Annotated in this window: 24 protein-coding genes and 1 riboswitch; of the genes, 16 read left to right on the forward strand and 8 right to left on the reverse strand. The window is 73.6% G+C overall.

Annotation, left to right across the window (positions count from 1 at the left end; all coding sequences use genetic code 11):
* Nucleotides 1-52: 52 nt before the first annotated feature.
* Nucleotides 53-700: a TetR/AcrR family transcriptional regulator gene (locus F8R89_RS05315; protein WP_151782872.1), complete on the reverse strand. Its 648-nt coding sequence runs from the start codon at nucleotides 698-700 to the stop codon at nucleotides 53-55.
* A gap of 110 nt (nucleotides 701-810) precedes the next feature.
* Between F8R89_RS05315 and F8R89_RS05320 the strand changes: the two genes are divergently transcribed.
* Nucleotides 811-1827 carry an ABC transporter permease gene (locus F8R89_RS05320; protein ID WP_151782873.1) on the forward strand — a complete coding sequence of 339 codons (1017 nt, stop codon included), beginning with the start codon at nucleotides 811-813 and terminating at the stop codon, nucleotides 1825-1827.
* Between the two features lie 1533 nt (nucleotides 1828-3360).
* Nucleotides 3361-3571: riboswitch (cyclic di-AMP (ydaO/yuaA leader) on the forward strand.
* A gap of 3 nt (nucleotides 3572-3574) precedes the next feature.
* Nucleotides 3575-4048 carry a C40 family peptidase gene (locus F8R89_RS05325; protein ID WP_151782874.1) on the forward strand — a complete coding sequence of 158 codons (474 nt, stop codon included), beginning with the start codon at nucleotides 3575-3577 and terminating at the stop codon, nucleotides 4046-4048.
* A gap of 171 nt (nucleotides 4049-4219) precedes the next feature.
* Here F8R89_RS05325 and F8R89_RS05330 read toward each other — a convergent pair whose 3' ends face one another.
* On the reverse strand, nucleotides 4220-4678 hold the full coding sequence (locus F8R89_RS05330; RefSeq protein WP_151782875.1) for an ATP-binding protein: 459 nt from the start codon (nucleotides 4676-4678) through the stop codon (nucleotides 4220-4222).
* 212 nt (nucleotides 4679-4890) lie between these two features.
* Here F8R89_RS05330 and F8R89_RS05335 point away from each other — a divergent pair, with 212 nt between their 5' ends.
* The gene (locus F8R89_RS05335) at nucleotides 4891-5757 is read left to right on the forward strand and encodes a helix-turn-helix domain-containing protein (protein WP_151782876.1); all 867 of its coding nucleotides are present in this window, start codon (nucleotides 4891-4893) and stop codon (nucleotides 5755-5757) included.
* Between the two features lie 9 nt (nucleotides 5758-5766).
* Entirely contained in the window at nucleotides 5767-5994 is a 228-nt protein-coding gene (locus F8R89_RS05340; protein WP_151782877.1) for a DUF397 domain-containing protein, read from the forward strand.
* A 54-nt stretch (nucleotides 5995-6048) separates the two neighbouring features.
* Here the strand turns inward: F8R89_RS05340 and F8R89_RS05345 are convergent, their stop codons facing one another.
* Nucleotides 6049-7176, reverse strand: a complete 1128-nt coding sequence (locus F8R89_RS05345; RefSeq protein WP_151782878.1) for an 8-amino-7-oxononanoate synthase — start codon at nucleotides 7174-7176, stop codon at nucleotides 6049-6051.
* Between the two features lie 146 nt (nucleotides 7177-7322).
* Between F8R89_RS05345 and bioB the strand changes: the two genes are divergently transcribed.
* From bioB to F8R89_RS05365, 4 genes are all read left to right on the forward strand, one after another.
* Nucleotides 7323-8528, forward strand: a complete 1206-nt coding sequence (gene bioB, locus F8R89_RS05350; RefSeq protein ID WP_151782879.1) for a biotin synthase BioB — start codon at nucleotides 7323-7325, stop codon at nucleotides 8526-8528.
* Entirely contained in the window at nucleotides 8521-9810 is a 1290-nt protein-coding gene (locus F8R89_RS05355) for an adenosylmethionine--8-amino-7-oxononanoate transaminase (protein WP_151782880.1), read from the forward strand. Before bioB ends, F8R89_RS05355 begins: the two co-directional genes overlap by 8 nt.
* A gap of 1 nt (nucleotide 9811) precedes the next feature.
* Nucleotides 9812-10528: a dethiobiotin synthase gene (gene bioD, locus F8R89_RS05360; RefSeq protein ID WP_151782881.1), complete on the forward strand. Its 717-nt coding sequence runs from the start codon at nucleotides 9812-9814 to the stop codon at nucleotides 10526-10528.
* A 797-nt stretch (nucleotides 10529-11325) separates the two neighbouring features.
* A complete protein-coding gene (locus F8R89_RS05365; protein WP_151782882.1) occupies nucleotides 11326-12027 on the forward strand; it encodes a class I SAM-dependent methyltransferase in 702 nt (233 codons plus the stop codon).
* Nucleotides 12028-12032: 5 nt separating this feature from the next.
* On the opposite strand, the gene F8R89_RS05370 is transcribed toward F8R89_RS05365, so the two are convergent.
* Together F8R89_RS05370 and F8R89_RS05375 are read right to left on the reverse strand one after the other, a co-directional pair.
* A complete protein-coding gene (locus F8R89_RS05370) occupies nucleotides 12033-12407 on the reverse strand; it encodes a fic family toxin-antitoxin system, toxin component (protein ID WP_151782883.1) in 375 nt (124 codons plus the stop codon).
* A 4-nt stretch (nucleotides 12408-12411) separates the two neighbouring features.
* Complete coding sequence (locus tag F8R89_RS05375; protein WP_151782884.1) at nucleotides 12412-12651, reverse strand: toxin-antitoxin system HicB family antitoxin; 240 nt, start codon at nucleotides 12649-12651, stop codon at nucleotides 12412-12414.
* 212 nt (nucleotides 12652-12863) lie between these two features.
* On the opposite strand from F8R89_RS05375, the gene F8R89_RS05380 reads away from it, so the two are divergent.
* The 6 genes from F8R89_RS05380 to F8R89_RS05405 all read left to right on the forward strand — a co-directional run bounded on the left by F8R89_RS05380 (nucleotide 12864) and on the right by F8R89_RS05405 (nucleotide 20139).
* Nucleotides 12864-13709, forward strand: a complete 846-nt coding sequence (locus F8R89_RS05380; RefSeq protein WP_151782885.1) for an ABC transporter ATP-binding protein — start codon at nucleotides 12864-12866, stop codon at nucleotides 13707-13709.
* A 3-nt stretch (nucleotides 13710-13712) separates the two neighbouring features.
* The gene (locus F8R89_RS05385; protein ID WP_151782886.1) at nucleotides 13713-16286 is read left to right on the forward strand and encodes an ABC transporter permease; all 2574 of its coding nucleotides are present in this window, start codon (nucleotides 13713-13715) and stop codon (nucleotides 16284-16286) included.
* Nucleotides 16287-16362: 76 nt separating this feature from the next.
* The gene (locus F8R89_RS05390) at nucleotides 16363-16788 is read left to right on the forward strand and encodes a GNAT family N-acetyltransferase (protein ID WP_151782887.1); all 426 of its coding nucleotides are present in this window, start codon (nucleotides 16363-16365) and stop codon (nucleotides 16786-16788) included.
* A gap of 143 nt (nucleotides 16789-16931) precedes the next feature.
* A complete protein-coding gene (locus tag F8R89_RS05395) occupies nucleotides 16932-18275 on the forward strand; it encodes a hemolysin family protein (protein ID WP_151782888.1) in 1344 nt (447 codons plus the stop codon).
* A complete protein-coding gene (locus F8R89_RS05400) occupies nucleotides 18272-19285 on the forward strand; it encodes a hemolysin family protein (RefSeq protein ID WP_151782889.1) in 1014 nt (337 codons plus the stop codon). The genes F8R89_RS05395 and F8R89_RS05400 overlap by 4 nt, the downstream gene beginning before the upstream one ends.
* A 71-nt stretch (nucleotides 19286-19356) precedes the next feature.
* Nucleotides 19357-20139: an SGNH/GDSL hydrolase family protein gene (locus tag F8R89_RS05405; protein ID WP_151782890.1), complete on the forward strand. Its 783-nt coding sequence runs from the start codon at nucleotides 19357-19359 to the stop codon at nucleotides 20137-20139.
* 66 nt (nucleotides 20140-20205) lie between these two features.
* On the opposite strand, the gene F8R89_RS05410 is transcribed toward F8R89_RS05405, so the two are convergent.
* Nucleotides 20206-20976, reverse strand: a complete 771-nt coding sequence (locus tag F8R89_RS05410; protein ID WP_151782891.1) for a hypothetical protein — start codon at nucleotides 20974-20976, stop codon at nucleotides 20206-20208.
* 310 nt (nucleotides 20977-21286) lie between these two features.
* On the opposite strand from F8R89_RS05410, the gene purB reads away from it, so the two are divergent.
* Complete coding sequence (gene purB / locus F8R89_RS05415; protein WP_151782892.1) at nucleotides 21287-22729, forward strand: adenylosuccinate lyase; 1443 nt, start codon at nucleotides 21287-21289, stop codon at nucleotides 22727-22729.
* A gap of 13 nt (nucleotides 22730-22742) precedes the next feature.
* Nucleotides 22743-23288 (forward strand): G/U mismatch-specific DNA glycosylase, encoded by a 546-nt coding sequence (gene mug / locus F8R89_RS05420; RefSeq protein WP_151782893.1) that lies wholly within the window; start codon nucleotides 22743-22745, stop codon nucleotides 23286-23288.
* 4 nt (nucleotides 23289-23292) lie between these two features.
* On the opposite strand, the gene F8R89_RS05425 is transcribed toward mug, so the two are convergent.
* The gene (locus F8R89_RS05425) at nucleotides 23293-23706 is read right to left on the reverse strand and encodes a hypothetical protein (RefSeq protein WP_151782894.1); all 414 of its coding nucleotides are present in this window, start codon (nucleotides 23704-23706) and stop codon (nucleotides 23293-23295) included.
* 41 nt (nucleotides 23707-23747) lie between these two features.
* A complete protein-coding gene (locus F8R89_RS05430; RefSeq protein WP_151782895.1) occupies nucleotides 23748-24455 on the reverse strand; it encodes an ABC transporter permease in 708 nt (235 codons plus the stop codon).

Genomic DNA, 24455 nt, shown 5'->3' on the forward strand with positions numbered 1-24455 from the left:
AAGGGCCCGGTGGCGTGGGTCGGCAGGCTAGTTGGACCGCGTTTCGGGCGCGTTAACCCCGCGCCGGGCCGGCCGGGGGTTCCTCCTCGGAGCGCATGCTCATGAGGGCGCGCAGGCCCTGCCGCAGGACGTCGACGGGCGCGGGTCCGAACAGGGACTGCTGGGCGATGAAACCGAGCACGGAGGCGATCATCGTGCGGGCGACGTGATCCGGGTCCACGTCCGTCCGCATCATCCCGCTGTCCTGGTAGCTCTCGACGATCCGCGCCCATGCGGCGCGCACCGAACCGTAGCCCTCGCGCAGGACGGCGGCCAGTTCCTCGTTGCGCAGGGTCTCCGTCCACACCTGGACGACGAGCCGGGGGAAGGCGGGCCTGCCGTCGACGACCAGGGACGCGCGCTCGGCGAGGGTGCGGCCCAGGACCTGGGCGACGAGCTCGTCCGGCGGCGGGGGCGGGCTCTGCCGGGCGGCCTCCTCGAACGCCGCGCGGACCGAGCCGAGCACCTCGGCGACGATCGCGCCGATCAGCTCCTCCTTGCCCTTGAAGTAGCGGTACACGGCCCCCGCCGAGAGGTCGACCTCCTTGAGCACGTCCTGCATCGAGGTGGCGTGGAAGCCGTTGCGGGCGAAGCAGAGGGCGGCGCCGTCGAGGATCTGGCGGCGGCGGGCGTCGAGGTGCTCCTGGGATACGCGGGCCATGTCCCCAAAGTAAAACGAACATTCATTCTTGACAAGCACGGGGGGCTGTGAGCACGGTGGACCTATCGAAAAACGAACGATCCTTCTTTTTACGATCAGGGGGAGATCCCATGTCCTCGCCGTCCGCCACACCGCCCAGGAACGCCGTGTCCCGGCGCCTGGTCGCGGTGGTCGTGCTCGTCCCCGTCGTGGCCGCCCTCGCCCTGTGGGCGTTCGCCTGGCCGGCCGCCCGCACCGCGCCGCGCGACCTCCCGCTCGGCGTGGCGGGCCCGGCGTCGGCCGTGACACAGGTGGAGCGGCAGCTGTCCGCACACGAGGGCGCGTTCGAGGTGCACCGCTACGCCGACGAGCCGGCCGCCCGCGACGCCATCGAGGACCGGGACGTGTACGGCGCGGTCGTCGTGACGCCCCAGGGCCCCCGGCTGCTGACCGCGTCCGCCGCGAGCCCGGCCGTGGCCCAGCTGCTCCAGCAGGCGGTGGCCGGGCAGGCGGCCGCCGAGGGGACGCGGGTGGAGACGGTCGACGTGGTACCGGCGCCCGCGAAGGACCCGCGCGGGGCGGCCCTGACCTCCAGCGTGCTGCCGCTCGCCCTCGCGGGCATGGCGGCGGGCGCCGCGGTCACACTGCTGGGGCTGCGCGGCCCGGGCGCCGCGAGCGCCCTCGTGGGCACGGCGGCCCTGACCGGCCTGATCGCCGCCGCGCTGGCGCACAGCTGGCTGGGTGTCATCACCGGCGACTGGTGGGCGGAGGCCGGGGTGTTCGCGCTGATGAGCCTGGCGGTGAGCGCCGCCGTCGCCGGGCTGGCCGCCCTGATCGGACCGGCCGGCGTCGGGCTCATGGCCGCGACCGTCATGCTGATCGGCAACCCGTTCTCGGGGGCGGCGTCGGCCCCGCGGATGCTGCCGGAGCCGGTCGGCACGATCGGCCAGTGGCTGCCGCCGGGCGCGGGCACGACCCTGCTGCGCTCGGTGTCCTTCTTCGACGGCGCCGCGGCGGTGGGCCCCGCCCTCACCCTGACCTGGTGGGCCGCCCTGGGCCTCGGCGCGGTCCTCCTGGGCGCCCACCTGAGGACGAACACACCCGCCCCGAAGCCGACGCAGACCCGCCACCCCGCCCCCGTCGGGTAACCCCACCCGACAGCACCACCGAACCGGCCGTGCGTCCCCGCTGTAGCGGACGGGGACGCATGGCCTCGGTGCGTTCGGGCTCCGGGCTCGGTGCGTTCGGGCTCGGTGCGTTCGGGCTCCGGGCTCCGGGCTCCGGGCTCCGGGCTCCGGGCTCCGGGCTCCGGGCTCCGGGCTCCGGGCTCCGGGCTCCGGGCTCCGACTGGGAAGTGCCGCCACCCGAGTTGCCTACACCCCCGACTGACGCGCGTTCGCGCACCCGAAGGCGGCGGCGCCTCGCCGACCCCCCATCGGGTAGCCCCGTCCGACAAGACCACCGAACCGGCCGTACACCCCCGCCGCAGCGGACGGGGACGCACGGCCGCCGCGTCGCCCGGACTCCCGTCGGGAACGCACGGTCCGCCGACCGAGTCGCCCCCTGCTTCCCCCCGCTGACACGTGTTGGCACACCCGAAGGCGCACAGGCCCGCCCGGCCCGCCCCGGTCGGCCGAACCACCTGACCGGCCCTGCACCCCCGCTGTATCGGACGGGGACGCACGGCCTGCCGACCGAGTTGCCTCCCACTCTGCCTGCTGACGCGCGTTCACCCGCCCCATGGCGCACACACCCGACACCGAGACGCCGCCGGCCCTCCGGCCCGCCCCGGCCGGGTAACCCGGTTCGACGGAACCACCGAACAGGCCGTACGTCCCCGCCGCAGCGCGCCCGGACCCCCTTCGGGAACACACGGCCCACCAACCGAGTCGCCCCCTGCTCCCCGGCTGACACTCGTTCGCCCGCCCGAAAGCGGAACAGGCCCGCCCCGGCCGCCCCGGTCGGGACACGGACGGTGTCACCACCCGAGCTGTCCCCCACTCCCCCGCCGACGCGCGCGCTGACCAACCGTTACCTAGGCCGGGCGTCCGTCGGCACGGCGCCCGATCTGCGGGACGTGCCGTCGCTGACGCGCCGTCGGGGCCGGTCGGCGCCGCCCACCCACCTGTGCGTGCGCGGCGAGGGCCTGGCGGCGGGCGCAGCGGTCACCCTGCTGGGGGTGCGCAGCCGGGGCTCCGGTCTGCGGGGCGCTCGCGCCGGCGCTGACGCGTCGTCGGAGCGGGCGGTGCGGCACGCCCGCACGCGCGGTGTGCGCCGCACGTCCCGTACACGGTCGCGCCGCCACGGCTCGCGTCAGGGCGTCGTCGCGCTCCGACAGTTGACGGCGTCCCAGCCGCGTCGCGGGCGCGCGGACCGCCGCCGTGACGTCCGGCGCCGCGCCGAAACGGACCGAATGGCGTACCCCCCATCGGCGTATTCCGCACTCCGTCCACGCGCTCGTACGGCTTGCGTCACGGGCCGGACGCGCGGGCCCGTTCGAGCCTTCCGCCGCTGGTCCGGGGCTCGTCGGGCATCTGGCCACTTCCTCGAACGCAGTAGCGTCCACCCGAACGGGTGAGTGGTGAGTAACACCACAAATCCCCGGTTCCGTTGGGATTTTCGTTCTTCCGTGCGCCAAGATCCCTGACTGACGACAAGACCCCGCCGCAGCGGCGGGGCGATCCGGGCGGACGCCGAGTCCTGCCGCCGCGCGGATGACCGGTCGACAGGAGTGGATCGGCAGGAGTGGAGGACCCGAGCAAGACGGGTCGCCGGTACGGATGTTCGTTCGAACCGAGCAACCCTTGGGGTGAAGCCGCGACACCGCGGCCGGGCAACTTCGCCAGCCCGAATCCGACAGGTCATCCTTCACAGGCGGCTGACGAAGGGTTGCGCATGACTGCGCTCAATCGTGTCCCGTCGCTCATGGCCAGGGCCGGTACGGCCTCGGCCCTCACTCTCGCCGCGGTGGGCGGCTCGATCGTGACGCCCGGTCTCGCCTCGGAGGCGGAGGCCGCCACGCCGGCGACGAAGGCACTTCAGATCGCGGCCTCGAAGAAGGGGTCGCCGTACGCGTGGGGCGCCACCGGCCCGAACCGGTTCGACTGCTCCGGGCTGACGCTGTACTCGTTCAAGAAGGCCGGCAAGAAGCTGCCCCGCACGGCGGCCCAGCAGTACAACAAGACCCGCCACATCTCCGCCTCCAGCCGCAAGGCCGGTGACCTGGTGTTCTTCCACTCGGGGTCGTACGTCTACCACGTGGGCATCTACGCCGGTAAGGGCAGGATCTGGCACTCCCCCAAGAGCGGTGACGTGGTCCGGCTGCAGAAGATCTGGACCAGGAGCGTCTGGTACGGCCGGGTCAAGTGACCCCCCTGGGGGCGCGCAGGGCGCCCCCACCCCCGCCGGCGCCCTCCCGGAGCGCGGAAGGCTCCCGGCACGGGCCGGGCCCTCCGGCGCCTCCGGGGCCTCCCGGGGCCGACGGGGGCGGAGCGCGCCGCGCGGCGCCCGGTGCGGCACCACGCGGCGCTTGTGCGGTTCCTACGGCTCCTGCGGCGTCGCGACCGCGACCGGCGAGGCCGGTACGGTCCACGGCAGCTCGATGGAGACCGTCTTGCCGCCCTCCCGGGTCGGCCACACCCGCAGCCGGCCGCCGCACTCGGCGGTCAGCCAGCGAATGATCACCATGCCCCGGCCGTTGTCCTGCTGGACGGCGGCCGGCAGCCGTTTGGGGAACCGCGGATGACTGTCGGTCACCCCGATGCGCAGGTGTTCGTCCCGGTCGAGTTCGAGGTCCACCGTGAAGGTGGGCGACTGCCCGAGGGTGTGCTGGACGGCGTTCGTGGCGAGTTCGGAGACGATGAGCCGGATGGTGTCCGCCGCGTCCGTGTCCGATGGCAGCCCCCACTCGGCGAGCGTGGTGATGACGTAGGTCCGTGCCGTGGAGACCGAGGCGGGATCGCTCGGCAGAGTGACGGATGCTTCCAGATGGTCTGCCATGGCGACGTCGTCCCTTTCCGACGGGACCGCAGTCCGACACGGAGCGGAAGGTTCGAGTACGGTCCCGGACTGTGCTTCGCCGCCAGACTGCCATCACCGCGACGGTCGCGGGTGGCGATCCACCAAGATATGCATATATCTGTCGCTCGAAGCGGTGAACTCTGCGACGGCAGACCGTATTTGGGCGGCCCGGTCGGAGTAAGGAGGTGCCCATGCAGCACGGCCCGGCGGTCCGCCGCCGGAAACTGGGCGCGGAACTGCGTGCGTTGCGCACCGGGACCGGGCTCACCAGTGGCGAGGCGGCCCGCCTGGTGGGCTGGCACCAGTCCAAGGTGAGCCGTATCGAGACGGGCGCCAGCGGGGTGAAACCGGCCGATGTGCGATTACTCCTCGACGCCTACGACGTGCGGGACGCCCGGCTGCGGGAGGTGCTGCTGGCGCTGGCCGGGTCCGACGCGGCGGGCCGGCACCACTGGTGGCACGCCTACCGCGGGGTCCTGCCGCCGACGTACCGGGACTTCATCAGTCTGGAGTCCCAGGCGAGCGCGATGCGCACGCTGGAGACCTCCGTGGTGCCGGGGCTGTTGCAGACACCCGAGTACGCGCGGGCGGTGACCCGGGCGGCGACGGGCGGGACGGACGACGGCACCGACGAACGGCTCGACGCGCTGGTCGCGGTCCGGCTGGCCCGGCAGGAAGTGCTGCGCGCCGAACCGCCGTTGCGGCTCAGCGCGGTGCTGGACGAGGCGGTGCTGCGCCGGGAGATCGGCGGGCCCGAGGTGATGCGGCGCCAGCTGGAGCGGCTGCTGGAGGCGGCCCGGCTGCCCCAAGTCAGCCTGCAGGTGCTGCCGTTCACGGCCGGTGAGCATGTCGGCATCACTGGGCCTTTCGTTATCTTCTCATTTTCGAGCACTTCTGATCTGGACGTGGTTGTTCTCGACCACTTGACGAGTAGCCTCTATCTGGAACGGAAAGAAGACCTCCAGGCCTACACGGAGGCCTTCGACACCCTTCGGCTCCACGCCCTTTCGCCCGAGGAATCGCTGGATCTCATCGCCGCGATAGGTGGCGGCGCGTAAGGAGGCACCATGACCGCACTGCCTCGGAACCTCAGGTCGAGCACCGAACTACCGGACGCCCGCTGGCTGCGCAGCAGTCACAGCACGGGGGCGAACAACTGCGTCGAGACGGCCCGGCCGCGCTCCGGTCCCTGGACCGGCTTACTGGCCGTGCGCGACTCCAAGGACCCCGCGGGACCCGCGCTGCTCTTCTCCCCCGAGAGCTGGGCGTGTTTCACGGCCGCGCTTCAGACCTGACCGTTTCTGATCGTTCCTGCCCGCTCCGGTACCGCCCGGCCGTGTCACGCCGACTCATGGTCGTGTCGTACCGATGACCCGTACAGCGCGTTCGATCTGCCCCTCGGAGAGGTCCGCGCGGGCGGTCAGCCGCAGCCGTGAGATGCCGTCCGGCACGGAAGGCGGACGGAAGCAGCCCACGGCGAGACCCGCCGCACGGCACTCGGCCGCCCACCGCACGGCCCCCTCCGGGGACGGAGCCCGCACGGAGACGACCGCGGCGTCCGGACGCACCGCCTCCAGACCCGCGGCCATCAGCCGGGTGTGCAGTTCGCCCGCCACCGCGCGGGCCCGCGCCGCCCGTTCCGGCTCGCGGCGCAGCAGCCGCAGGGCCGCCAGCGCGGCACCCGCCGGCGCGGGGGCCAGTCCCGTGTCGAAGATGAACGTCCGCGCGGCATTGACCAGATGGTCGATCACCCGGGCCGGGCCGAGCACGGCACCGCCCTGGCTGCCGAGCGACTTGGACAGCGTGACGGTCACGACGACGTCCTCCGCGCCCGCGAGACCGGCCGCGTGCGGGGCGCCCCGGCCGCCGTCCCCGAGCACGCCGAGGCCGTGCGCGTCGTCCACGACCAGCCCGGCGCCGTGCTCCCGGCACGCCTGCGCGTCGGCGGCCAGCGGGGCGGCGTCGCCGTCGACCGAGAAGACGGTGTCGGAGACGACCACCGCGGGGCCGTCGTGGGTGCGCAGCGCCTTGCGCACGGCGTCCGGGTCGGCGTGGGCGGCGACCTGCGTGGCGCCCCGGGCCAGCCGGCAGCCGTCGATGAGCGAGGCGTGGTTGCCCGCGTCCGACACGATCAGGGAGCCGTGCGGCGCCAGCGCGGTGACGGCGGCGAGGTTGGCCGCGTAGCCGGACGAGAAGACGAGCGCCGCCTCGGCGCCGCAGAAGTCGGCCAGTTCCCGCTCCAGCTCCGCGTGCAGTTCCGTCGTACCGGTGACGAGGCGGGAGCCGGTCGCTCCGCCGCCCCAGGTCCGCGCGGCGCGCGCGGCGCCCTCGACGACCTCGGGGTGCCGGGCCAGGCCCAGGTAGTCGTTGCTCGCGAGGTCGAGGAGCGGGGAGTCGGCGGGCCGGGGGCGCAGGGTCCGTACCAGTCCGGCGCGGCGGCGCTGGTCCGCCTGTTCGTCGATCCAGCCGAACGCCATGGCTCCTCCGGGCTTTTGTAGGCAGTGCACAGACACTAGCGGCCGGGACCGCCGCCCACGGTGTGGCAATACCCACACATCGAATCGACAGGGTTGTGCAAACTCACCTTGGCTCGGGCCCCCTCCGTACGTCAGGATCACCTCCCATGGACCTGCTGAACACGCTGGTGGACAAGGGGCTTCGGCGCGAGCTGCCGACCCGCGAGGAAGCACTCGCCGTTCTCGCCACTTCCGACGACGACCTGCTCGACGTGGTGGCCGCGGCCGGGAAGGTGCGCCGGAAGTGGTTCGGCCGGCGGGTGAAACTGAACTATCTGGTCAACCTCAAGTCGGGCCTGTGCCCGGAGGACTGCTCCTACTGTTCGCAGCGGCTGGGCTCCACCGCCGGGATCCTCAAGTACACCTGGCTGAAGCCGGACGAGGCCTCGCAGGCCGCGGCAGCCGGGTTGGCGGGTGGCGCCAAGCGGGTGTGCCTGGTGGCGTCCGGGCGCGGCCCGACGGACCGGGACGTGGACCGGGTCTCCGAGACCATCAAGGCCATCAAGGACGGGAACGAGGGCGTCGAGGTGTGCGCCTGTCTCGGGCTGCTCTCGGACGGGCAGGCGGAGCGGCTGCGCGAGGCCGGCGCGGACGCCTACAACCACAACCTCAACACCTCGGAGTCCACGTACGGGGACATCACGACCACCCACACGTACGCCGATCGGGTGGACACGGTGAACAAGGCGCACGCGGCCGGTCTGTCCGCCTGCTCCGGGCTGATCGCGGGCATGGGCGAGAGCGACGAGGACCTGGTCGACGTCGTCTACGCGCTGCGCGAGCTGGACCCGGACTCGGTGCCGGTCAACTTCCTGATCCCGTTCGAGGGCACCCCGCTGGCCAAGGAGTGGAACCTCACCCCGCAGCGCTGTCTGCGGATCCTCGCGATGGTGCGGTTCGTGTGCCCGGACGTCGAGGTGCGCATCGCCGGCGGCCGTGAGGTGCATCTGCGCACCCTGCAGCCCCTCGCGCTGCACCTGGCCAACTCGATCTTCCTCGGCGACTACCTCACCAGTGAGGGCCAGGCGGGCAAGGCCGACCTGGAGATGATCGCGGACGCCGGGTTCGAGGTGGAGGGCGCCGACGAGGTGACCCTGCCGGAGCACCGGGCGAACGCGGCCGGGGCCGGCTGCGGATCGCACGGGACCGCGGGCTGCGGGTCCCACGAGGGCGCGGGGTGCGGCTCGCACGCGGACGGCGGGGTGTGCGGTACGGCCGCCGCGGAGCCCGCCGCGCCGGCCGGTGAGCCGCGCACCGATCTGGTCGCCGTGCGCCGGCGGGGCGCCGGGACGGATCTCGCGCCCAATGCCTGAGCTGCCCGGCCTGAGCGTGCCCGAGCTGCTGGACCTCGACCGGCGGCACGTCTGGCATCCGTACGGTCCGATGCCGGGCCGCGCCGAGCCGCTCGTCGTGGAGTCGGCGAGCGGGGTGCGGCTGCGGCTCGCCGACGGCTCGGGCGAGCTGGTCGACGGCATGTCGTCGTGGTGGTCGGCCATCCACGGCTACAACCACCCGGTCCTCAACGAGGCCGCGCACGAGCAGCTGGCGCGGATGAGCCACGTCATGTTCGGCGGGCTCACGCACGAGCCCGCCGTACGGCTGGCGAAGCTCCTCGTCGACATGTCGCCCGAGGGTCTGGAGCATGTCTTCCTGGCCGACTCCGGGTCGGTGTCGGTCGAGGTCGCCGTCAAGATGTGTCTGCAGTACTGGCGTTCGCTGGGCCGGCCCGGCAAGCGACGCCTGCTGACCTGGCGCGGCGGCTATCACGGCGACACCTGGCAGCCGATGTCGGTGTGCGACCCCGAGGGCGGGATGCACGAGCTGTGGGCGGGCGTGCTCCCGCGCCAGGTGTTCGCCGACGCGCCGCCCGCCGAGTACGACGAGGAGTACGCCGAGCGGCTGCGGTCGCTGATCGGGCGGCACGCGGACGACCTGGCGGCCGTCATCGTCGAGCCGGTGGTGCAGGGCGCGGGCGGGATGCGGTTCCACTCCCCCGCGTATCTGCGGGTGCTGCGGGAGGCGTGCGACGCGCACGACGTGCTGCTCGTGTTCGACGAGATCGCGACCGGCTTCGGGCGTACGGGCGCCCTGTTCGCGGCGGAGCACGCGGCGGTGACGCCGGACGTCATGTGTGTGGGCAAGGCCCTGACCGGCGGATACATGACCATGGCGGCGACGCTGTGCACGGCTCGCGTGGCGGACGGCATCTCGCGCGGCGAGGTGCCGGTGCTCGCCCACGGCCCGACCTTCATGGGCAACCCGCTGGCGGCGGCGGTCGCCTGCGCGTCGATCGAGCTGCTGCTGGGCCAGGACTGGCGGGCCGAGGTCGGGCGGATCGAGGCGGGGCTGCGGTCCGGTCTGGCGGCCGCGGCGGACCTGCCGGGCGTCAAGGACGTACGGGTGCTGGGCGCGATCGGTGTCGTGCAGTTGGACCACGAGGTGGACGTGCGGGCGGCGACGGCGGCCGCCGTGCGCGAGGGCGTGTGGCTGCGGCCGTTCCGCGACCTCGTCTACACGATGCCGCCGTACGTCACGGGCGACGCGGACGTCGCACGGATCGCCCGCGCGGTGTGCGCGGCCGCACGAGAGGGCTGAGATGACGGTACTGGTGATCACGGGCACGGGCACCGAGGTGGGCAAGACGGTCGTCACCGCCGCGGTGGCCGCGGCGGCGCTCGCCTCGGGCCGTACGGTCGCCGTGCTCAAGCCCGCGCAGACGGGCGTGGGCCCGGACGAGGACGGGGACGCGGCGGAGGTGGCGCGGCTGGCCGGTCCGGTCACCACGGCCGAACTCGCCCGCTATCCGGAGCCGTTGGCTCCGGCGACGGCCGCGCGGCGGGCGGGCCGGGCGCCGGTCCGTCCGGCGGAGGTCGCCGAGGCCGCCGCGAAGCTGGCGGCCGAGCACGACCTGGTGCTGGTGGAGGGGGCGGGCGGGCTGCTCGTCCGCTTCGACGAGGCCGGCGGCACCCTGGCCGACGCGGCCGAGCTGATGGCGGCCCCCGTGCTGGTGGTGGCGTCGGCCGGTCTCGGCACCCTCAACACGACGGAGCTGACGGCCCGTGAGCTGCGGCGCAGGGGCCTCGACCCGGTCGGCGTGGTGATCGGCAGCTGGCCCGGCGAACCGGACCTGGCGTCCCGCTGCAACGTGGCGGATCTCCCGGAGGTGTCGGAGGTTCCACTGCTGGGGGCGGTACCCGCGGGCGCGGGCGGCCTGCCACCCGCCGGCTTCCGCGCGTCCGCCCCGGACTGGCTGGCACCTCGCTTGTTCGGCCGCTGGGACACGGAGGGGTTCCGGGAGCGGGCGGGGTTTTGAGGCGTGGCGGGGGGGGCGGGGCGCCGGGGGGCGGGGCGGATGCTGGCGGCGCGGGGCTCGGAGCGGATACGCGTCGGGGGGTGCGCGGGGCGGTAGCTCGCGGCTGCGTGTGCGTGAGGCGGGAACTGGCGGAGGGGCACGCGGGACGGAAACCGGCGGAGGGGCGCGCGGGACGGCTACGCGCTGAGGCGTGCCGGGTGGAAGCTCGCGACGGCGAGTGGTGAGCGGATACGCCCCTGAGGGGCGGCGGCTCGCGGCGGGAGACACGCGGCGGGTGCGGGCTGCCGAGGCGCGGCGGAGGCGGGGGCGCGGGGGGCGGATGCTCGCGGCCAGGGCGCGGGGAAATACACACGGCGGGTACGTGCTGCGCAGACGCGGGGCGGAATCTCACGGCCGGGGCGTGGGGTAGCGGCTCGCGGCGAGGCGCGAGGGGATACACGTGGCGGGTACGCACGGCAGATGCCTCCCGGCCGGGGCGCAGGGTAGCGGCTCGCGGCACGGGTGCGGTGCGGATACGCGCGTCGGGGTCCGCAAGGCGGCGGCTCGCCGCGGAGGGCGCGTGCGGAAGCGCGCCGAAGGATGCGTGCCCGGGGTACCGGCTCACGCCCAGCGCGGTGCGGACACCCGCTACGAGGTGCGCGGAGCGGACTGCTCGCGGCGGAGGGCGCACGCGGAACGCACCGAAGGACGCGTGCCCGGGGTACCGGCTCACGGCGGTGAAGGCGCCGTGGGGGGGGGTGCCGTGGTGTCGTTCGGGGGAGAATCGGGGGTGAGTCCCGTTCTGCCCGGGAGGTCCGATGGCCCTGCGATCCGCCCGTGCGGGCGTTCGTCCACGCGACGCCGTGCACCATCCGGTGTTCGCCCGCTGCTACGCCCGGCTGAGCGTCGGCGCCGAGACCCGGATGGGCATGGCCCTGATCCGGGAGCGGCTGCTGGACGGGCTGTCGGGCCGGGTGCTGGAGATCGGCGCGGGCAACGGCCTGAACTTCGCCCACTACCCGGCCACGGTCTCCGAGGTGGTCGCCATCGAACCGGAGCGGTCGCTGCGGCGGTTGGCGGTGGAGGCCGCGCTGCGCGCCGAGGTGCCGGTGGACGTGGTGCCGGGCACGGCGGAGGCGCTGCCGGTCAAGAGCGAGGGCTTCGACGCCGTCGTGCTGTCGCTGGTGCTGTGCAGTGTGCGGGACGTGCCGCGGGCGCTGTCCGAGGTGCGCCGGGTGCTGCGGCCCGGCGGGAGCGTGCGGTTCTTCGAGCACGGCCGGGGCGGCGGGCCGGCGATGCTGCGCACCCAGCGCGTGCTCGACCGTACGGTGTGGCCGCTGGTCAGCGGCGGCTGCCAGGTCTCGCGTGACCCCGTGGCGGCGCTGCGGGAGGCGGGCCTCGAACTCGGCCCGTACCGGCAGGTGATGATGCCGGAGAACGGGCCCGCCCTGCCCTCGTCGTACTGTGCGCTGGGCACGGCGTGGCGCCCGGTGGACGCCAAGACGTCACCGGGCCGGTGAGCCGGTCAGAGGCTCCAGCTCTCCAGTTCCCGCGCGATGTCCCGTACGGACGCCTCGCCGCTGTGCACCAGGCGGGCGAGGTCGCGCACCTGCTCGGGCGAGGTCGCGACCTTGAGGCCGCTGGCCACCAGGTAGGCGTAGGCGACCGCGGAGGCGAACATCGCGTTCGAACGCTCCAACGCGGGGACGTGCATGAGCAGTTGCAGCAGGGAGGCCGCGCGGGCCTGGGGGCTGTCGTAGACGGGGACGTCGAATATCTCGGCCTGATGGCGGGCGACGGCGGCGACGAGGGCACCCCAGTCGGTGACCGTGGGGTCGCCCGGGGTGCGCTTCTCGGCGACCATGAGCAGCCAGGCGAGATCGATGGTCAGCGGGCTCAACGGCTCAGTGGCGCCCTTCGCGCGAACCCTCGCGGTCGGTGCCGAACTCCTCGGCGAACACCGACTCGTACTGCTTCATGAAGTCGGCCGCGGCCTCCACGAAGGTGTGGCCGACCTCGCCGGTGTCCTGGCGGACCAGCTCCTCGATGTAGCGGTTCACGCTCATCCCGCGGGCCAGGGCGCGTTCGCGGGCGGCGCGGGCCGTGCCCTCGTCCACTCTCACGTTCAGCTGGGTCTTCGCCATACCTCGAAGCTAGCGCGCGGGTGCTAGCACGGCAAGCGCCCTCCCGGCGGCATCGGGTGCCCCTTACACCGGTCCGGGGTCCCCCACCTGGGTCGGAGACGGCGCGGGACCGCAGGAGGATACCCGGTGTGCGGTGGATCACATTAGGCTCGGCGGCGACGAGAGAGGCGGCGTCCCGGCGGCCGTCGGTGCGTCCCCCGGAGGAGGCGGCCTTGACCACAGCAGCTGCGCAGCACGTCCCCGGTCCCGCGCCGGCCGAAGGCGTGGCGGCCCGCGCCCGCGGGCTGACCAAGGCGTACGGCTCAGGTGAGACCGCCGTGCTCGCCCTCGACGCGGTGGACGTGGACATCGCGCGTGGCCGGTTCACGGCGGTGATGGGGCCCTCGGGGTCGGGGAAGTCCACGCTGATGCACTGCCTGGCGGGCCTGGACGACGTCTCGGCGGGGCGCGTCTGGCTCGGCGACACCGAGATCACGGGGCTGAAGGACCGTGAGCTGACGCGGCTGCGGCGGGACCGGATCGGGTTCATGTTCCAGTCGTTCAACCTCATCCCGACGCTGACGGCGGCGGAGAACATCACGCTGCCCATGGACATCGCGGGGCGCAGACCGGACGAGGCGTGGCTGGCCCAGGTCATCGACACGCTCGGGCTGCGCGACCGGCTGCGGCACCGGCCCTCCCAGCTCTCCGGCGGTCAGCAGCAGCGCGTCGCCTGCGCCCGCGCGCTCGCCTCCCGGCCGGAGCTGATCTTCGCCGACGAGCCCACCGGCAACCTGGACTCGCGGGCCGGCCTGGAGGTGCTCGGGTTCCTGCGCGAGGCGGTCGACCGGCTGGGGCAGACGGTCGTCATGGTCACCCATGATCCGGGGGCCGCCGCCCACGCCGATCTGGTGCTGTTCCTCGGGGACGGGCGGATCGTCGACGAGATGCGGCATCCCACGGCGGAGGCCGTGCTGGAGCGGATGAAACGCTTCGACGTGATCCGCGGGGCCTCCGAGGAGGGCGGGCGCGCACCGGGCGTCGAGGCCGGGGAGGGCCCGGCGCTCGAGAAGGGCTGACCGGTGCTCAAGGCGACCCTCAGGAGCTTCCTCGCCCACAAGGGACGGCTCGCGCTGTCCGCCCTGGCGGTGCTCCTGTCGGTGGCGTTCGTCGTCGGCAGTCTCATCTTCTCGGACACCGTCGGCCGCACCTTCGACCGTCTGTTCGCGTCGACGGCCGCCGACGTCACCGTCAGCCCCAAGGAGTCCTTCGACGAGACGATCTCGTCCGGGCGCACCCCGACCCTGCCGGCCGCGCTGGCCGGGCGCCTCGCCGGGGTGGACGGTGTCGCGGCGGCCCACGCGGAGGTCGACGTGGACGGCATCACCGTCGTCGACGCCGACCGCCACCAGGTCAGCCCGAGCTCCGGGGCGCCGACGCTGGCCGCCGTCTGGAACCCGACCGAGCGCAGCCCGGTGGAACTCACCTCCGGGCACGCCCCGAAGGGCGACGGGCAGGTGCTGCTCGACGCGGACACCGCGGACCGGGCGGACGTCGGCCTGGGCGACCGGCTCACCGTCGTCGGCCCGCGCGGCTCGTTCCCCGTCCACGTGGTCGGCATCGCCACGTTCACCACGACCAACCCCGGTGCCGCGCTGGTCTTCTTCGACACGGCCACCGCGCAGACGAGGCTGCTCGGCGACGCGGACGCGGCGACCTCCATCGCGCTCGACGCGGCCGACGGCGTCACCGAGCCGGAGCTGAAGCGGCGGGCGGCCGGGGCCCTGGGCGCGGACGCCGCCTCCTACGAGTTGCGGACCGCCGACGAGCAGGCGAAGTCGGACGTCGAGCGACTGGGCACGTTCCTCGACGTCATCAAGTACGTCATGCTCGGTTTCGCCGCGGTCGCCGTCCTCGTCGGTGTGTTCCTGATCGTCAACACGTTCTCCATGCTGATCGCCCAGCGCACCCGTGAGCTGGGGCTGTTGCGGGCGCTCGGCGCGGAGCGCCGCCAGGTGCGGCGCTCGGTCCTGGCCGAGGCACTGCTGCTGGGGCTGGCCGGCTCGACGGCGGGGCTGGCGGCCGGCATCGGCCTGGCCGTGGGGCTCATCGAGCTGATGGGGCTGCTGGGCATGCGCATCAGGACCGGCGAGATGGTGATCGGCTGGGGCACCCCGGTCGCCGCGTACGTCGTCGGGCTGGGCGTCACCTTCGTCGCCGCCTACCTCCCGGCCCGGCGGGCGGCCGGGGTGTCGCCGATGGCGGCCCTCGCGGCCGCGGAGATCGCGGACGTGGGGCGCCCGCTGCGGCTGCGCGCGGTCGCGGGCTCGGCCGTCGGGGCGGTGGGGGCGGCGGCGCTGGCGGGCGCCGCCGTGTCCTCGCGGACGTCCACCGCCGCGTCCCTGCTCGGCGCCGGCGTGCTCCTGACCCTCGTCGCCACGGTCGTCGCGGGGCCGCTGCTGGTGCGTCCCGTCATCCGGGTGCTCGGCGGCGCCTTCCCCGCGCTGTTCGGGCCGGTCGGCCGGATGAGCCAGCGCAACGCGCTGCGCAACCCGCGCCGCACGGGCGCCACCGCCGCCGCGCTGATGGTGGGCCTCGCCCTGGTCGGCGGGATGTCGGTGGCGAGCGCGTCGATGTCGACGTCGTTCGACCGGCAGATCGACAAGACCCTAGGGGCCGACTTCGTGGCGCAGGACAGCAACTTCGTGCCGTTCCCCCGGGAGATCGCCGACCGGATCCGGGCCACCGAGGGCGTCGGGCTGACCGTCCGCTCCCAGCTCACGACGATCGCGCTGCGCCTGCCCGACGGGGACCGGGTGCGGACCACCGCCGCCGGCTACGAGCCCCGGCTCGACGAGGTCGCCCACCTGACCTACGCGCGCGGGGACTCCGCGGCCGCGCTGGCGGACGGGCACCTCGGGATGGACCGCGACTTCGCCCGGGACCACGGGGTGCGGGTCGGCAGCGTGCTGCCCGTCGAGTTCCGGGACGGCCGCCGCGCCCGGCTGACGGTGGGCGCCCTCACCGACCAGGACTCCGTCGACGGGTTCGGGGCGCAGGGGGGCGTCTTCCTCGGGCTGGCCACGCTGGAGAGGTACGCGCCGGGCGGCCAGGACGCGGCCGTCTACGTGAACGCCGCGCCCGGCACGGACACGGACGCGCTGCGGGCCGCTCTGGAGAGGACCCTCGACCCGTATCCGCAGGTGCAGGTCCGGGACGTCGCCGACTACAAGGACCTGGTGCACGACCAGATCGCCGTGCTGCTGTACCTGGTGTACGCGCTGCTGGGCCTGGCGATCGTCATCGCGGTGCTCGGGGTGGTCAACACGCTCGCCCTGTCGGTCGTGGAGCGGACCCGGGAGATCGGGCTGCTGCGGGCCATCGGGCTGTCCCGGCGTCAGTTGCGCCGGATGATCCGGCTGGAGTCGGTGGTGATCGCCGTGTTCGGCGCGGTCCTCGGGCTCGGTCTGGGGCTGGTGTGGGGCGTGTGCGCGCAGCGAGTGCTGGCGTTGCAGGGCATGACGGCGCTGGCGATCCCCTGGGGCACGATCGTCGCCGTGGTGATCGGCTCGGCGGTGGTGGGGGTCGTGGCGGCGCTGCTCCCCGCACTGCGCGCCTCGCGCATGAACGTGCTGGCCGCCATCGCGCACGAGTGACGGGCCGGGAGCCGGACGGGGCGTCCACATGCCGGAAACCTCTGCGGCGCCCCGTGACCGGTGGTGGGATCGGTTCATGAGTGATCTTCGACTGCGTTCCGCCACGGCCCGTGACCTGGACGCCGTGCTGGCCTTCTGGAAGTCGGCCGCCGAGGGCACCAGCATCAGCGACGACCGGGACGGCGTGGAGCGGCTCGTCGCCCGCGACCCCGAGGCGCTGATCCTGGCCGAGCTGGACGGCGAGCTGGCCGGCACGGTGATCGCGGGCTTCGACGGCTGGCGCTGCCATTTGTACCGGCTGGCGGTGCACCCGGACCGGCGCCGCCAGGGAATCGGTTCCGCGCTGCTGGCCGCCGCGGAGGAGCGGTTCGTACGGCTCGGCGGGCGGCGCGGCGACGCGATGGTCCTGGAACGGAACACCCGTGCGCATCATGCCTGGCGCGCGGCGGGGTACACGCCCGAGGACCAATGGCGGCGGTGGGTCAAGCACCTCACCGACTGACCGCTTTGCCGATCCTTTACTATTGGGGTTCCTCTTCGGTCCTCCAGTGAAAGGTGTGAGCCTCCGCCCATGGGCGAGCCTCCCAGCTGTAGACATCGCGCATTCGTTCCCACCCTGTCCGACCATGGGACGGAGGTGACCCGATGACCGAAGTGCTCCTCCTTCTGGTGGCGATCCTGCTGTCGCTGGCGTGCGGCGCGTTCGTCGCGGCCGAGTTCTCCCTGACGACCGTCGAGCGCAGCGAGCTGGAGCGGGCGGCGGAGCGCGGCGAGCGCGGCGCGGCCGGCGCCCTGAAGGCCGTACGGAACCTGACCTTCCAGCTGTCCGGCGCGCAGCTCGGCATCACCGTGACCAACCTGGTCGTCGGCATGCTCGCCGAACCGTCCATCGCCGCCCTGCTCGCGGGCCCCCTGGAGTCGATGGGGATCTCCGGCTCCACGGCGCGGTCGGTCGCGCTGGTCGTCGGTACGGCCCTGTCGACGGTCGTCCTGATGGTCGTCGGCGAACTCGTCCCCAAGAACTGGGCGATCTCCTCCCCGCTCGCCGTCGCCAAACGCGTGGGCAGCGCCCAGCGCTGGTTCAGCGCAATCTTCCGGCCCTTCATCACGCATCTGAACAACACGGCGAACCGCATCGTGCGCCGCCTCGGCGTCGAGCCCACCGAGGAGCTGGCCGCCGCGCGCGGCCCCCAGGAGCTGGCCGCGCTGGCCCGGCACTCCGCCCGGGAGGGCGCCCTGGAGGCGGACACCGCCGAGCTGTTCGTCCGGACGCTGAACCTGGCCGACCTGACCGCGGAGAACGTGATGACCCCGCGCGTGCAGGTCGTCGCCCTCGAGGAACAGGCCACCTGCGAGGACGTGGCGAACGCGACCCGCGCGACCGGCCTCTCCCGCTTCCCGGTCTACCGCGGCAACCTCGACTCCGTGGTGGGCACCGCCCACATCAAGGACATCCTCGCGGTGCCCGCCGAGGAACGGCCGCGCACCCCGGTGTCCGAGCTGATGCGCGAGCCCCTGCTGGTCCCCGCCACCCTCACCGTGGACCGGCTCCTCGACCGCCTCTCCGGCAAGCGCACCATGGCCGTGGTCATCGACGAGTACGGCGGCACGGCGGGCGTCGCCACCCTGGAGGACATCGTCGAGGAGGTCGTCGGCGAGGTCCGTGACGAGCACGACCCGCACGAGACGCCCGACATCGCCCCCGCCGGCAGCGACGAACGCGGCCGCGCGCTGTACTCGGCCGACGGCTCGGCGCGCACCGACCAGCTCGCGCGCGTGGGCCTGAAGGTGCCCGAGGGCCCCTACGAGACCCTGGCCGGTCTCGTCGCCACCGAACTCGGCCGGATCCCCGCCGTGGGCGACGAGGTCGAGGTCGCCGGGTGGCGGCTCGACGTGGTGGACGCCGCCGGCCGCAGGGCCGCGCGGGTGCTGTTGCACGCCCCGCTCGACGAACCGGCGGAGCACGAGACGCAGGAGGACGGTCGATGACCGCCGTACAGCTGTTCATCGGCCTGCTGACGCTGGTCGTCAACGCCTTCTTCGTGGGCGCCGAGTTCGCCCTGATCTCGGTGCGCCGCTCCCAGGTCGAGCCCTACGCCGAGCAGGGCGACCGCCGCGCCAAGAGCGTCATGTGGGGGCTGCAGCACGTGTCCGCGCTGCTGGCCGCCGCGCAGCTCGGCATCACCCTGTGCACCCTGGTGCTCGGCATCGTCGCGGAGCCGGCCATCGCGCATCTCCTGGAGCCCGTGTTCCACGCGGTGGGCGTCCCCGAGGGCGCCGGTCACGCGGTCTCCTTCGTGATCGCGCTGACGCTGGCCACCTATCTGCACATGCTCCTCGGCGAGATGGTGCCGAAGAACATCGCCCTGGCCGAGCCGGTGCGCAGCGCCCTGCTGCTGGGCCCGCCGCTGGTCACGCTGTCCCGTGCGCTGCGACCGGTGATCTTCACGGTCAACGCGTTCGCCAACGGGCTGCTGCGGCTGCTGCGCGTGGAGACCAAGGACGAGGTCACGGCGACCTTCTCGGACTCCGAGCTGGCGCGGATGGTGCGCGACTCGGGCGAGGCCGGTCTCATCGACGAGCGGGCGCGCGAGCGTCTGCACGACGCGCTGGAGCTGGGCCGCCGGCCCGTGCGCGACGTGGTGCTCCCGCTGGAGCGGGTCGTCTACGCGCATGTGGGCGTCACCCCGGAGGAGCTGGAGCGGCTGTCGGCCGAGTCGGGTTTCTCGCGCTTCCCGGTCGTCGACGCGGGCCGCCGTATCGTCGGCTACCTCCACGTCAAGGACGCGCTGGACGCCTCCCCGCGGGACGTGCCGTTCCAGATCCGGGACATGCGGCCCATCGCGCGCGTCCGCGAGAGCACCCCGCTGGACGACGTGCTCACGGCGATGCGGGGCAGCCGCACCCACCTCGCGGCCGTCCTCGGCGACGACGGACGGCTCGCCGGGCTGGTGACCATGGAGGACGTGCTGCGGGAGCTGTTCGGACAGCGCGCCTGACGGGGGCCTGAGGGCGGTTCCCGGGCCGACCGACCGCTGGGTATGGAGCTCGGGATACCATTTCCGTCGCCATGCAGACGAATCCCACTCACAGCAGCCTGGTCGCCGTCGGCGACTCCTTCACCGAGGGCATGTCGGACCTTCTCCCGGACGGTTCGTACCGAGGCTGGGCCGACCTCCTCGCCGGCCGGATGGCCGCCCAGAACCCCGGCTTCCGGTACGCGAACCTCGCCGTGCGCGGCAAGCTGATCGGGCAGATCGTCGACGAGCAGGTCGACGTGGCCGCCGCCATGGGAGCCGACGTGATCACACTCGTCGGCGGGCTCAACGACACCCTGCGGCCCAAGTGCGACATGGGCCGGGTGCGGGGCCTGCTCGAGGAGGCCGTGGAGAAGCTGGCCCCGGCCTGTGAGCAGCTGGTGCTCATGCGCAGCCCGGGGCGGCAGGGACCGGTCCTGGAGCGGTTCCGGCCCCGCATGGAGGAGCTGTTCGCCTGTGTGGACGAGCTGGCGGAGCGCCACGGCGCGATCGTCGTCGACCTGTACGGGGCGCCGTCGCTGGGCGACCCGCGGATGTGGGACGTGGACCGGCTGCATCTGACGGGCGAGGGACACCGCCGGGTCGCGGAGGCCGTGTGGCAGGCGCTCGGCTACGACCCGGCCGACACCGAGTGGCGTACGCCGCTGCCGGCGTCGGTGCCGCCGCGCTGGGTCGCCCGGCGGGTCGCGGACGTGCGCTTCGCGCGCCGGCACCTGCTGCCCTGGATAGGGCGGCGTCTGACCGGACGGTCCTCGGGCGACGGACGGCCGGCGAAGCGCCCGGAGCTGCTGCCGTACGACGGGCCGGCCGCGTAGCCACCGCGTGCACGTGAGGACGCCCCTGCCGCCTGGTGCGGCAGGGGCGTTCCCGTTCCGGGCCTTCTAGCCGCGCGACGCGGCCCGGCTGCGCCGGTAGAGCATGGTGCCGGCGATCAGCAGGGCGCCGCTGGCGGCGACGCCGCCGACGATGCCTCCGGCGCCGGTCTCGGGCAGGTGCGGCCGCTCCGGCCCGGCGGGCGGGGTCTGCGAGGGCGCCGGACCGGGCTCGTGGGGCGTGGGCGAGGGGGCGGGCCGGGTGGGGGTCGGCTCGGGGGACTCGGGCTCGTCGCCGTACCCGTAGCCGTAGCCGTATCCGCTGGGCTCGTCCGTCTTGTCCGGCTCCTCGCCGTAGCCGTAACCGGAGCCGTAGCCGTAGCCGTGTCCGGTGGGCTCGGACGGCTCGTCGGAGCCGTAGCCGCTCGGCTCGTCCCCGTAGCCCGCACCGGACGGCTCGTCCGTGCCGTAGCTCGCACCGGACGGTTCGTCGCTTCCGTAGCTCGCGCCGGACGGCTCGTCTGAGCCGTAGCTCGCGCTGGAGGGCTCGTCGGAGCCGTAGGAGGCGGTGCCCTCACCGGACGGGGCGGCGCCCGGGAGATCGAGCTCGTCCAGCCTCTTGTCCACGCCGTCGAGCTGCTCGTCCATCGCGCCGAGTTTGTCGTCCAGCTGATCCAGCCCGTGGGAGTCCGACGCTTTCGCGTGGGCCGGCAGGACGACGGCGGATTTCACCACGGTGCCCTGTACACGCGGGGCCGCGGACGCGCTGGTGCCGTACAGGGACAGGGCGCTCGTCGCGGCGGCGGCCACGATCAATCCCCTGGTCAGAGCCTGTCGCATTCTCGTTGTCTTTCTTTCGGACGGAAAGGGAGGCCGACGTCGGTCATCGACACGAATGCGGCGCTCGCCGGAATTCGAGAGGTCGTGGCAGAAGGGGTGACGCGCAGCTGCGAACTCGCCACGACCTGCAGACTATGAACGAGTTGTGAAGGCCCCGGGAAACCGGGACGCGGCCACCGGCGGGGAATTCACCCGATCGACCCGCCACGGCCGTCCGCCGGGGGCCGGCACCCGGGCCGCGCCCCTGACCTGGGGCGCTCGGGCGGAGCGGCGCCCGGGGCGCGGGGGGCGCCGGGTAAACTCCGTGCACGTGACTTCTGCGCCCGCCAAGCCCCGCATCCCGAACGTCCTCGCCGGACGCTACGCCTCCACCGAGCTCGCCACGCTCTGGTCCCCCGAGCAGAAGGTGAAGCTGGAGCGTCAGCTCTGGCTCGCCGTGCTGCGGGCCCAGAAGGACCTCGGCATCGAGGTGCCGGACGAGGCGATCGCCGACTACGAGCGGGTCCTCGACACCGTGGACCTGGCGTCGATCGCCGAGCGCGAGAAGGTCACCCGGCACGACGTGAAGGCGCGGATCGAGGAGTTCAACGCGCTCGCCGGGCACGAGCACGTGCACAAGGGCATGACCTCCCGTGACCTCACGGAGAACGTCGAGCAGCTGCAGATCCGCCTCTCGCTGGAGCTGATGCGCGACCGTACGGTGGCCGTGCTGGCCCGTCTCGGCAAGCTGGCCGGTGAGTACGCCGAGCTGGTCATGGCCGGCCGCTCGCACAACGTCGCCGCCCAGGCCACCACCCTGGGCAAGCGCTTCGCGACCGCCGCCGACGAGCTGCTCGTGGCGTACGGCCGGGTCGAGGAGCTGCTGGGCCGCTACCCGCTGCGCGGCATCAAGGGCCCGGTGGGCACCGCCCAGGACATGCTCGACCTGCTCGGCGGGGACCCGGTGAAGCTCGCCGAGCTGGAGGACCGGATCGCCGCGCACCTGGGCTTCTCGCAGGCGTTCACGTCGGTCGGCCAGGTCTACCCGCGCTCGCTGGACTACGAGGTGGTGACCGCGCTGGTGCAGCTGGCCGGGGCGCCGTCCTCGCTGGCCAAGACGATCCGGCTGATGGCGGGGCACGAGCTGGTGACCGAGGGCTTCAAGCCGGGCCAGGTCGGCTCCTCCGCGATGCCGCACAAGATGAACACCCGGTCCTGCGAGCGGGTCAACGGCCTGATGGTGATCCTGCGCGGCTACGCCTCGATGACCGGCGAGCTGGCGGGCGACCAGTGGAACGAGGGCGACGTCTCCTGCTCGGTGGTCCGCCGGGTCGCCCTGCCGGACGCCTTCTTCGCGCTGGACGGCCTCCTGGAGACGTTCCTGACGGTCCTCGACGAGTTCGGTGCCTTCCCGGCCGTCGTCGCCCGTGAACTGGACCGCTACCTGCCGTTCCTCGCCACCACCAAGGTGCTCATGGGCGCCGTGCGCGCCGGTGTGGGCCGTGAGGTCGCGCACGAGGCGATCAAGGAGCACGCCGTCGCGTCCGCGCTGGCGATGCGGGAGCAGGGCGCCGAACGCAACGAACTGCTCGACAAGCTGGCCGCCGACGAGCGCATCCCGCTGGACCGGGCGGAGCTGGACGCGCTGATGGCCGACAAGCTGTCCTTCACGGGTGCCGCCGCCGCGCAGGTCGGTGTGGTCGTGAGCCGGATCGAGGAGATCGTGAAGCAGCGTCCGGAGGCCGCGGGCTACACGCCCGGCGCGATCCTCTGACCGGACGCACCGCATGCCGCGCTTCACCGCCGAGCAGTTGGAGGCCGCCCGCGACCGCCTCGTCCCCGACGTGGTCGCGGACGGCCTGCGTGTGCTGTTCTGCGGGATCAACCCCGGTCTGATGACGGCCGCGACCGGCCATCACTTCGCCCGCCCCGGGAACCGCTTCTGGCCGGTGCTGCACCTGTCCGGCTTCACGCCGCGGCTGCTGAAGCCGTCGGAACAGGACGAGTTGCCGTCGTACGGGCTGGGCATCACGAATGTCGTCGCGCGGGCGACCGCGCGGGCCGACGAGCTGAGCGCCGAGGAGTACCGGGAGGGCGGCCGGCTGCTGACCGCCAAGGTGGAGGCGCTGCGGCCGCGCTGGCTCGCCGTCGTCGGAGTGACCGCCTACCGGGCGGCGTTCGACGACCGCGGGGCGCGGGTGGGTCCGCAGGAGCGGACGATCGGGCGGACGCGGGTGTGGGTGCTGCCCAACCCGAGCGGGCTGAACGCGCATTGGACGGCGGCGACGATGGCGGAGGAGTTCGCCCGGCTGCGGGTGGCCGCGCGGGAGTGAGCCGTCAGGGCGGGTCCCGGTCGGTCACCATCAGCAGGAGTGCGGGGTCGGCGTCCGGGTCCCGGTCGGCGACGGCGAGGCTGATCCAGCGGCCGGTGCCCGGCTCCCGCCAGGTCCTCAGGTCGTCCGCGCGCAGGCCGAGCTCGGCCCAGGGCTCGGGTATCTCCTCGCCCCGGGCCGCTCGTTCCAGCAGCGTCACGCTCCCCCACCGCGCCCCCTCCCCCCAGCGCTCCTCGAACCGCTCTGTCAGCGCCGCCTCGTGGGCGTACAGGTCGGCGGGCGTACCGCCGCCGGCGGCCTCCAGGACCACGAGAAAGTAGCCGGGGCCGCCCGGGGCGGGACCCGTCCCGTCGCGCGCGGCGGGGAACCGCCGGGCGCACAACGAGTCGGTCAGGGCCAGGTCGTTCACGACGTCCATGGGGTGCAGTATCGCCGTCCCCACTGACAATTGGCGTGGCGTCAGGTGTCCCTGCGCCGTACGCTCCACGCCCCCGCGAGGAGGGCGACGGCCGTCCACAGCGCGGTCACGGCGAGCCCGGACCACAGTCCGAGGGAACCGTCGTACGCCCGGTGGAGAACGGTCTGACCCGCCTTGTCCGGGAGGAAGTCGGCCACGGTGCCCACCGCGTCGCCGACGACGAACGACACCACGAGGATGAACGGGATCAGGACGGACAGCGTGGCCGGCCCGCTGCGGAACACGGCCGTCAGACCGGCCGCGAACAGGGCCATGAGCATGAGGTAGAGGCCGCATCCGACGACCGCGCGTGCCTGCTCCGGGCCGGTCAGGCCGTCCATGCGGGCGACGGCGAGGGCCGCCGCGGCGGTCACGAGCCCGGTGAGGAGGACCGGCACGGCGACGGCCGTCAGCTTCGCGGCGAACCAGCGCCCGCGGCGCGGGACCGCGGCCAGCGACAGCCGCAGGGCTCCCCCGTGGTACTCGGCCGCCATGGCCAGGGCACCGAAGGAGACGGCGGCGATCTGGCCGGGCAGCACCCCGGACAGTGCCGTGAACAGCGGGTCGGAGTCCGGGTCCTCGCCCGTGTCGGCGCCCGCGAGCGCGGAGAACGCCGTGGTCACCACGAACAGCGCGGCCAGCGCGGCCGGAAGGGACCGCAGCGTACGGATCTTGAGCCATTCCGAGTGGAGTACGGGTGCGTTCGCCAT

Source organism: Streptomyces sp. SS1-1 (assembly GCF_008973465.1).
Taxonomy (GTDB): domain Bacteria; phylum Actinomycetota; class Actinomycetes; order Streptomycetales; family Streptomycetaceae; genus Streptomyces.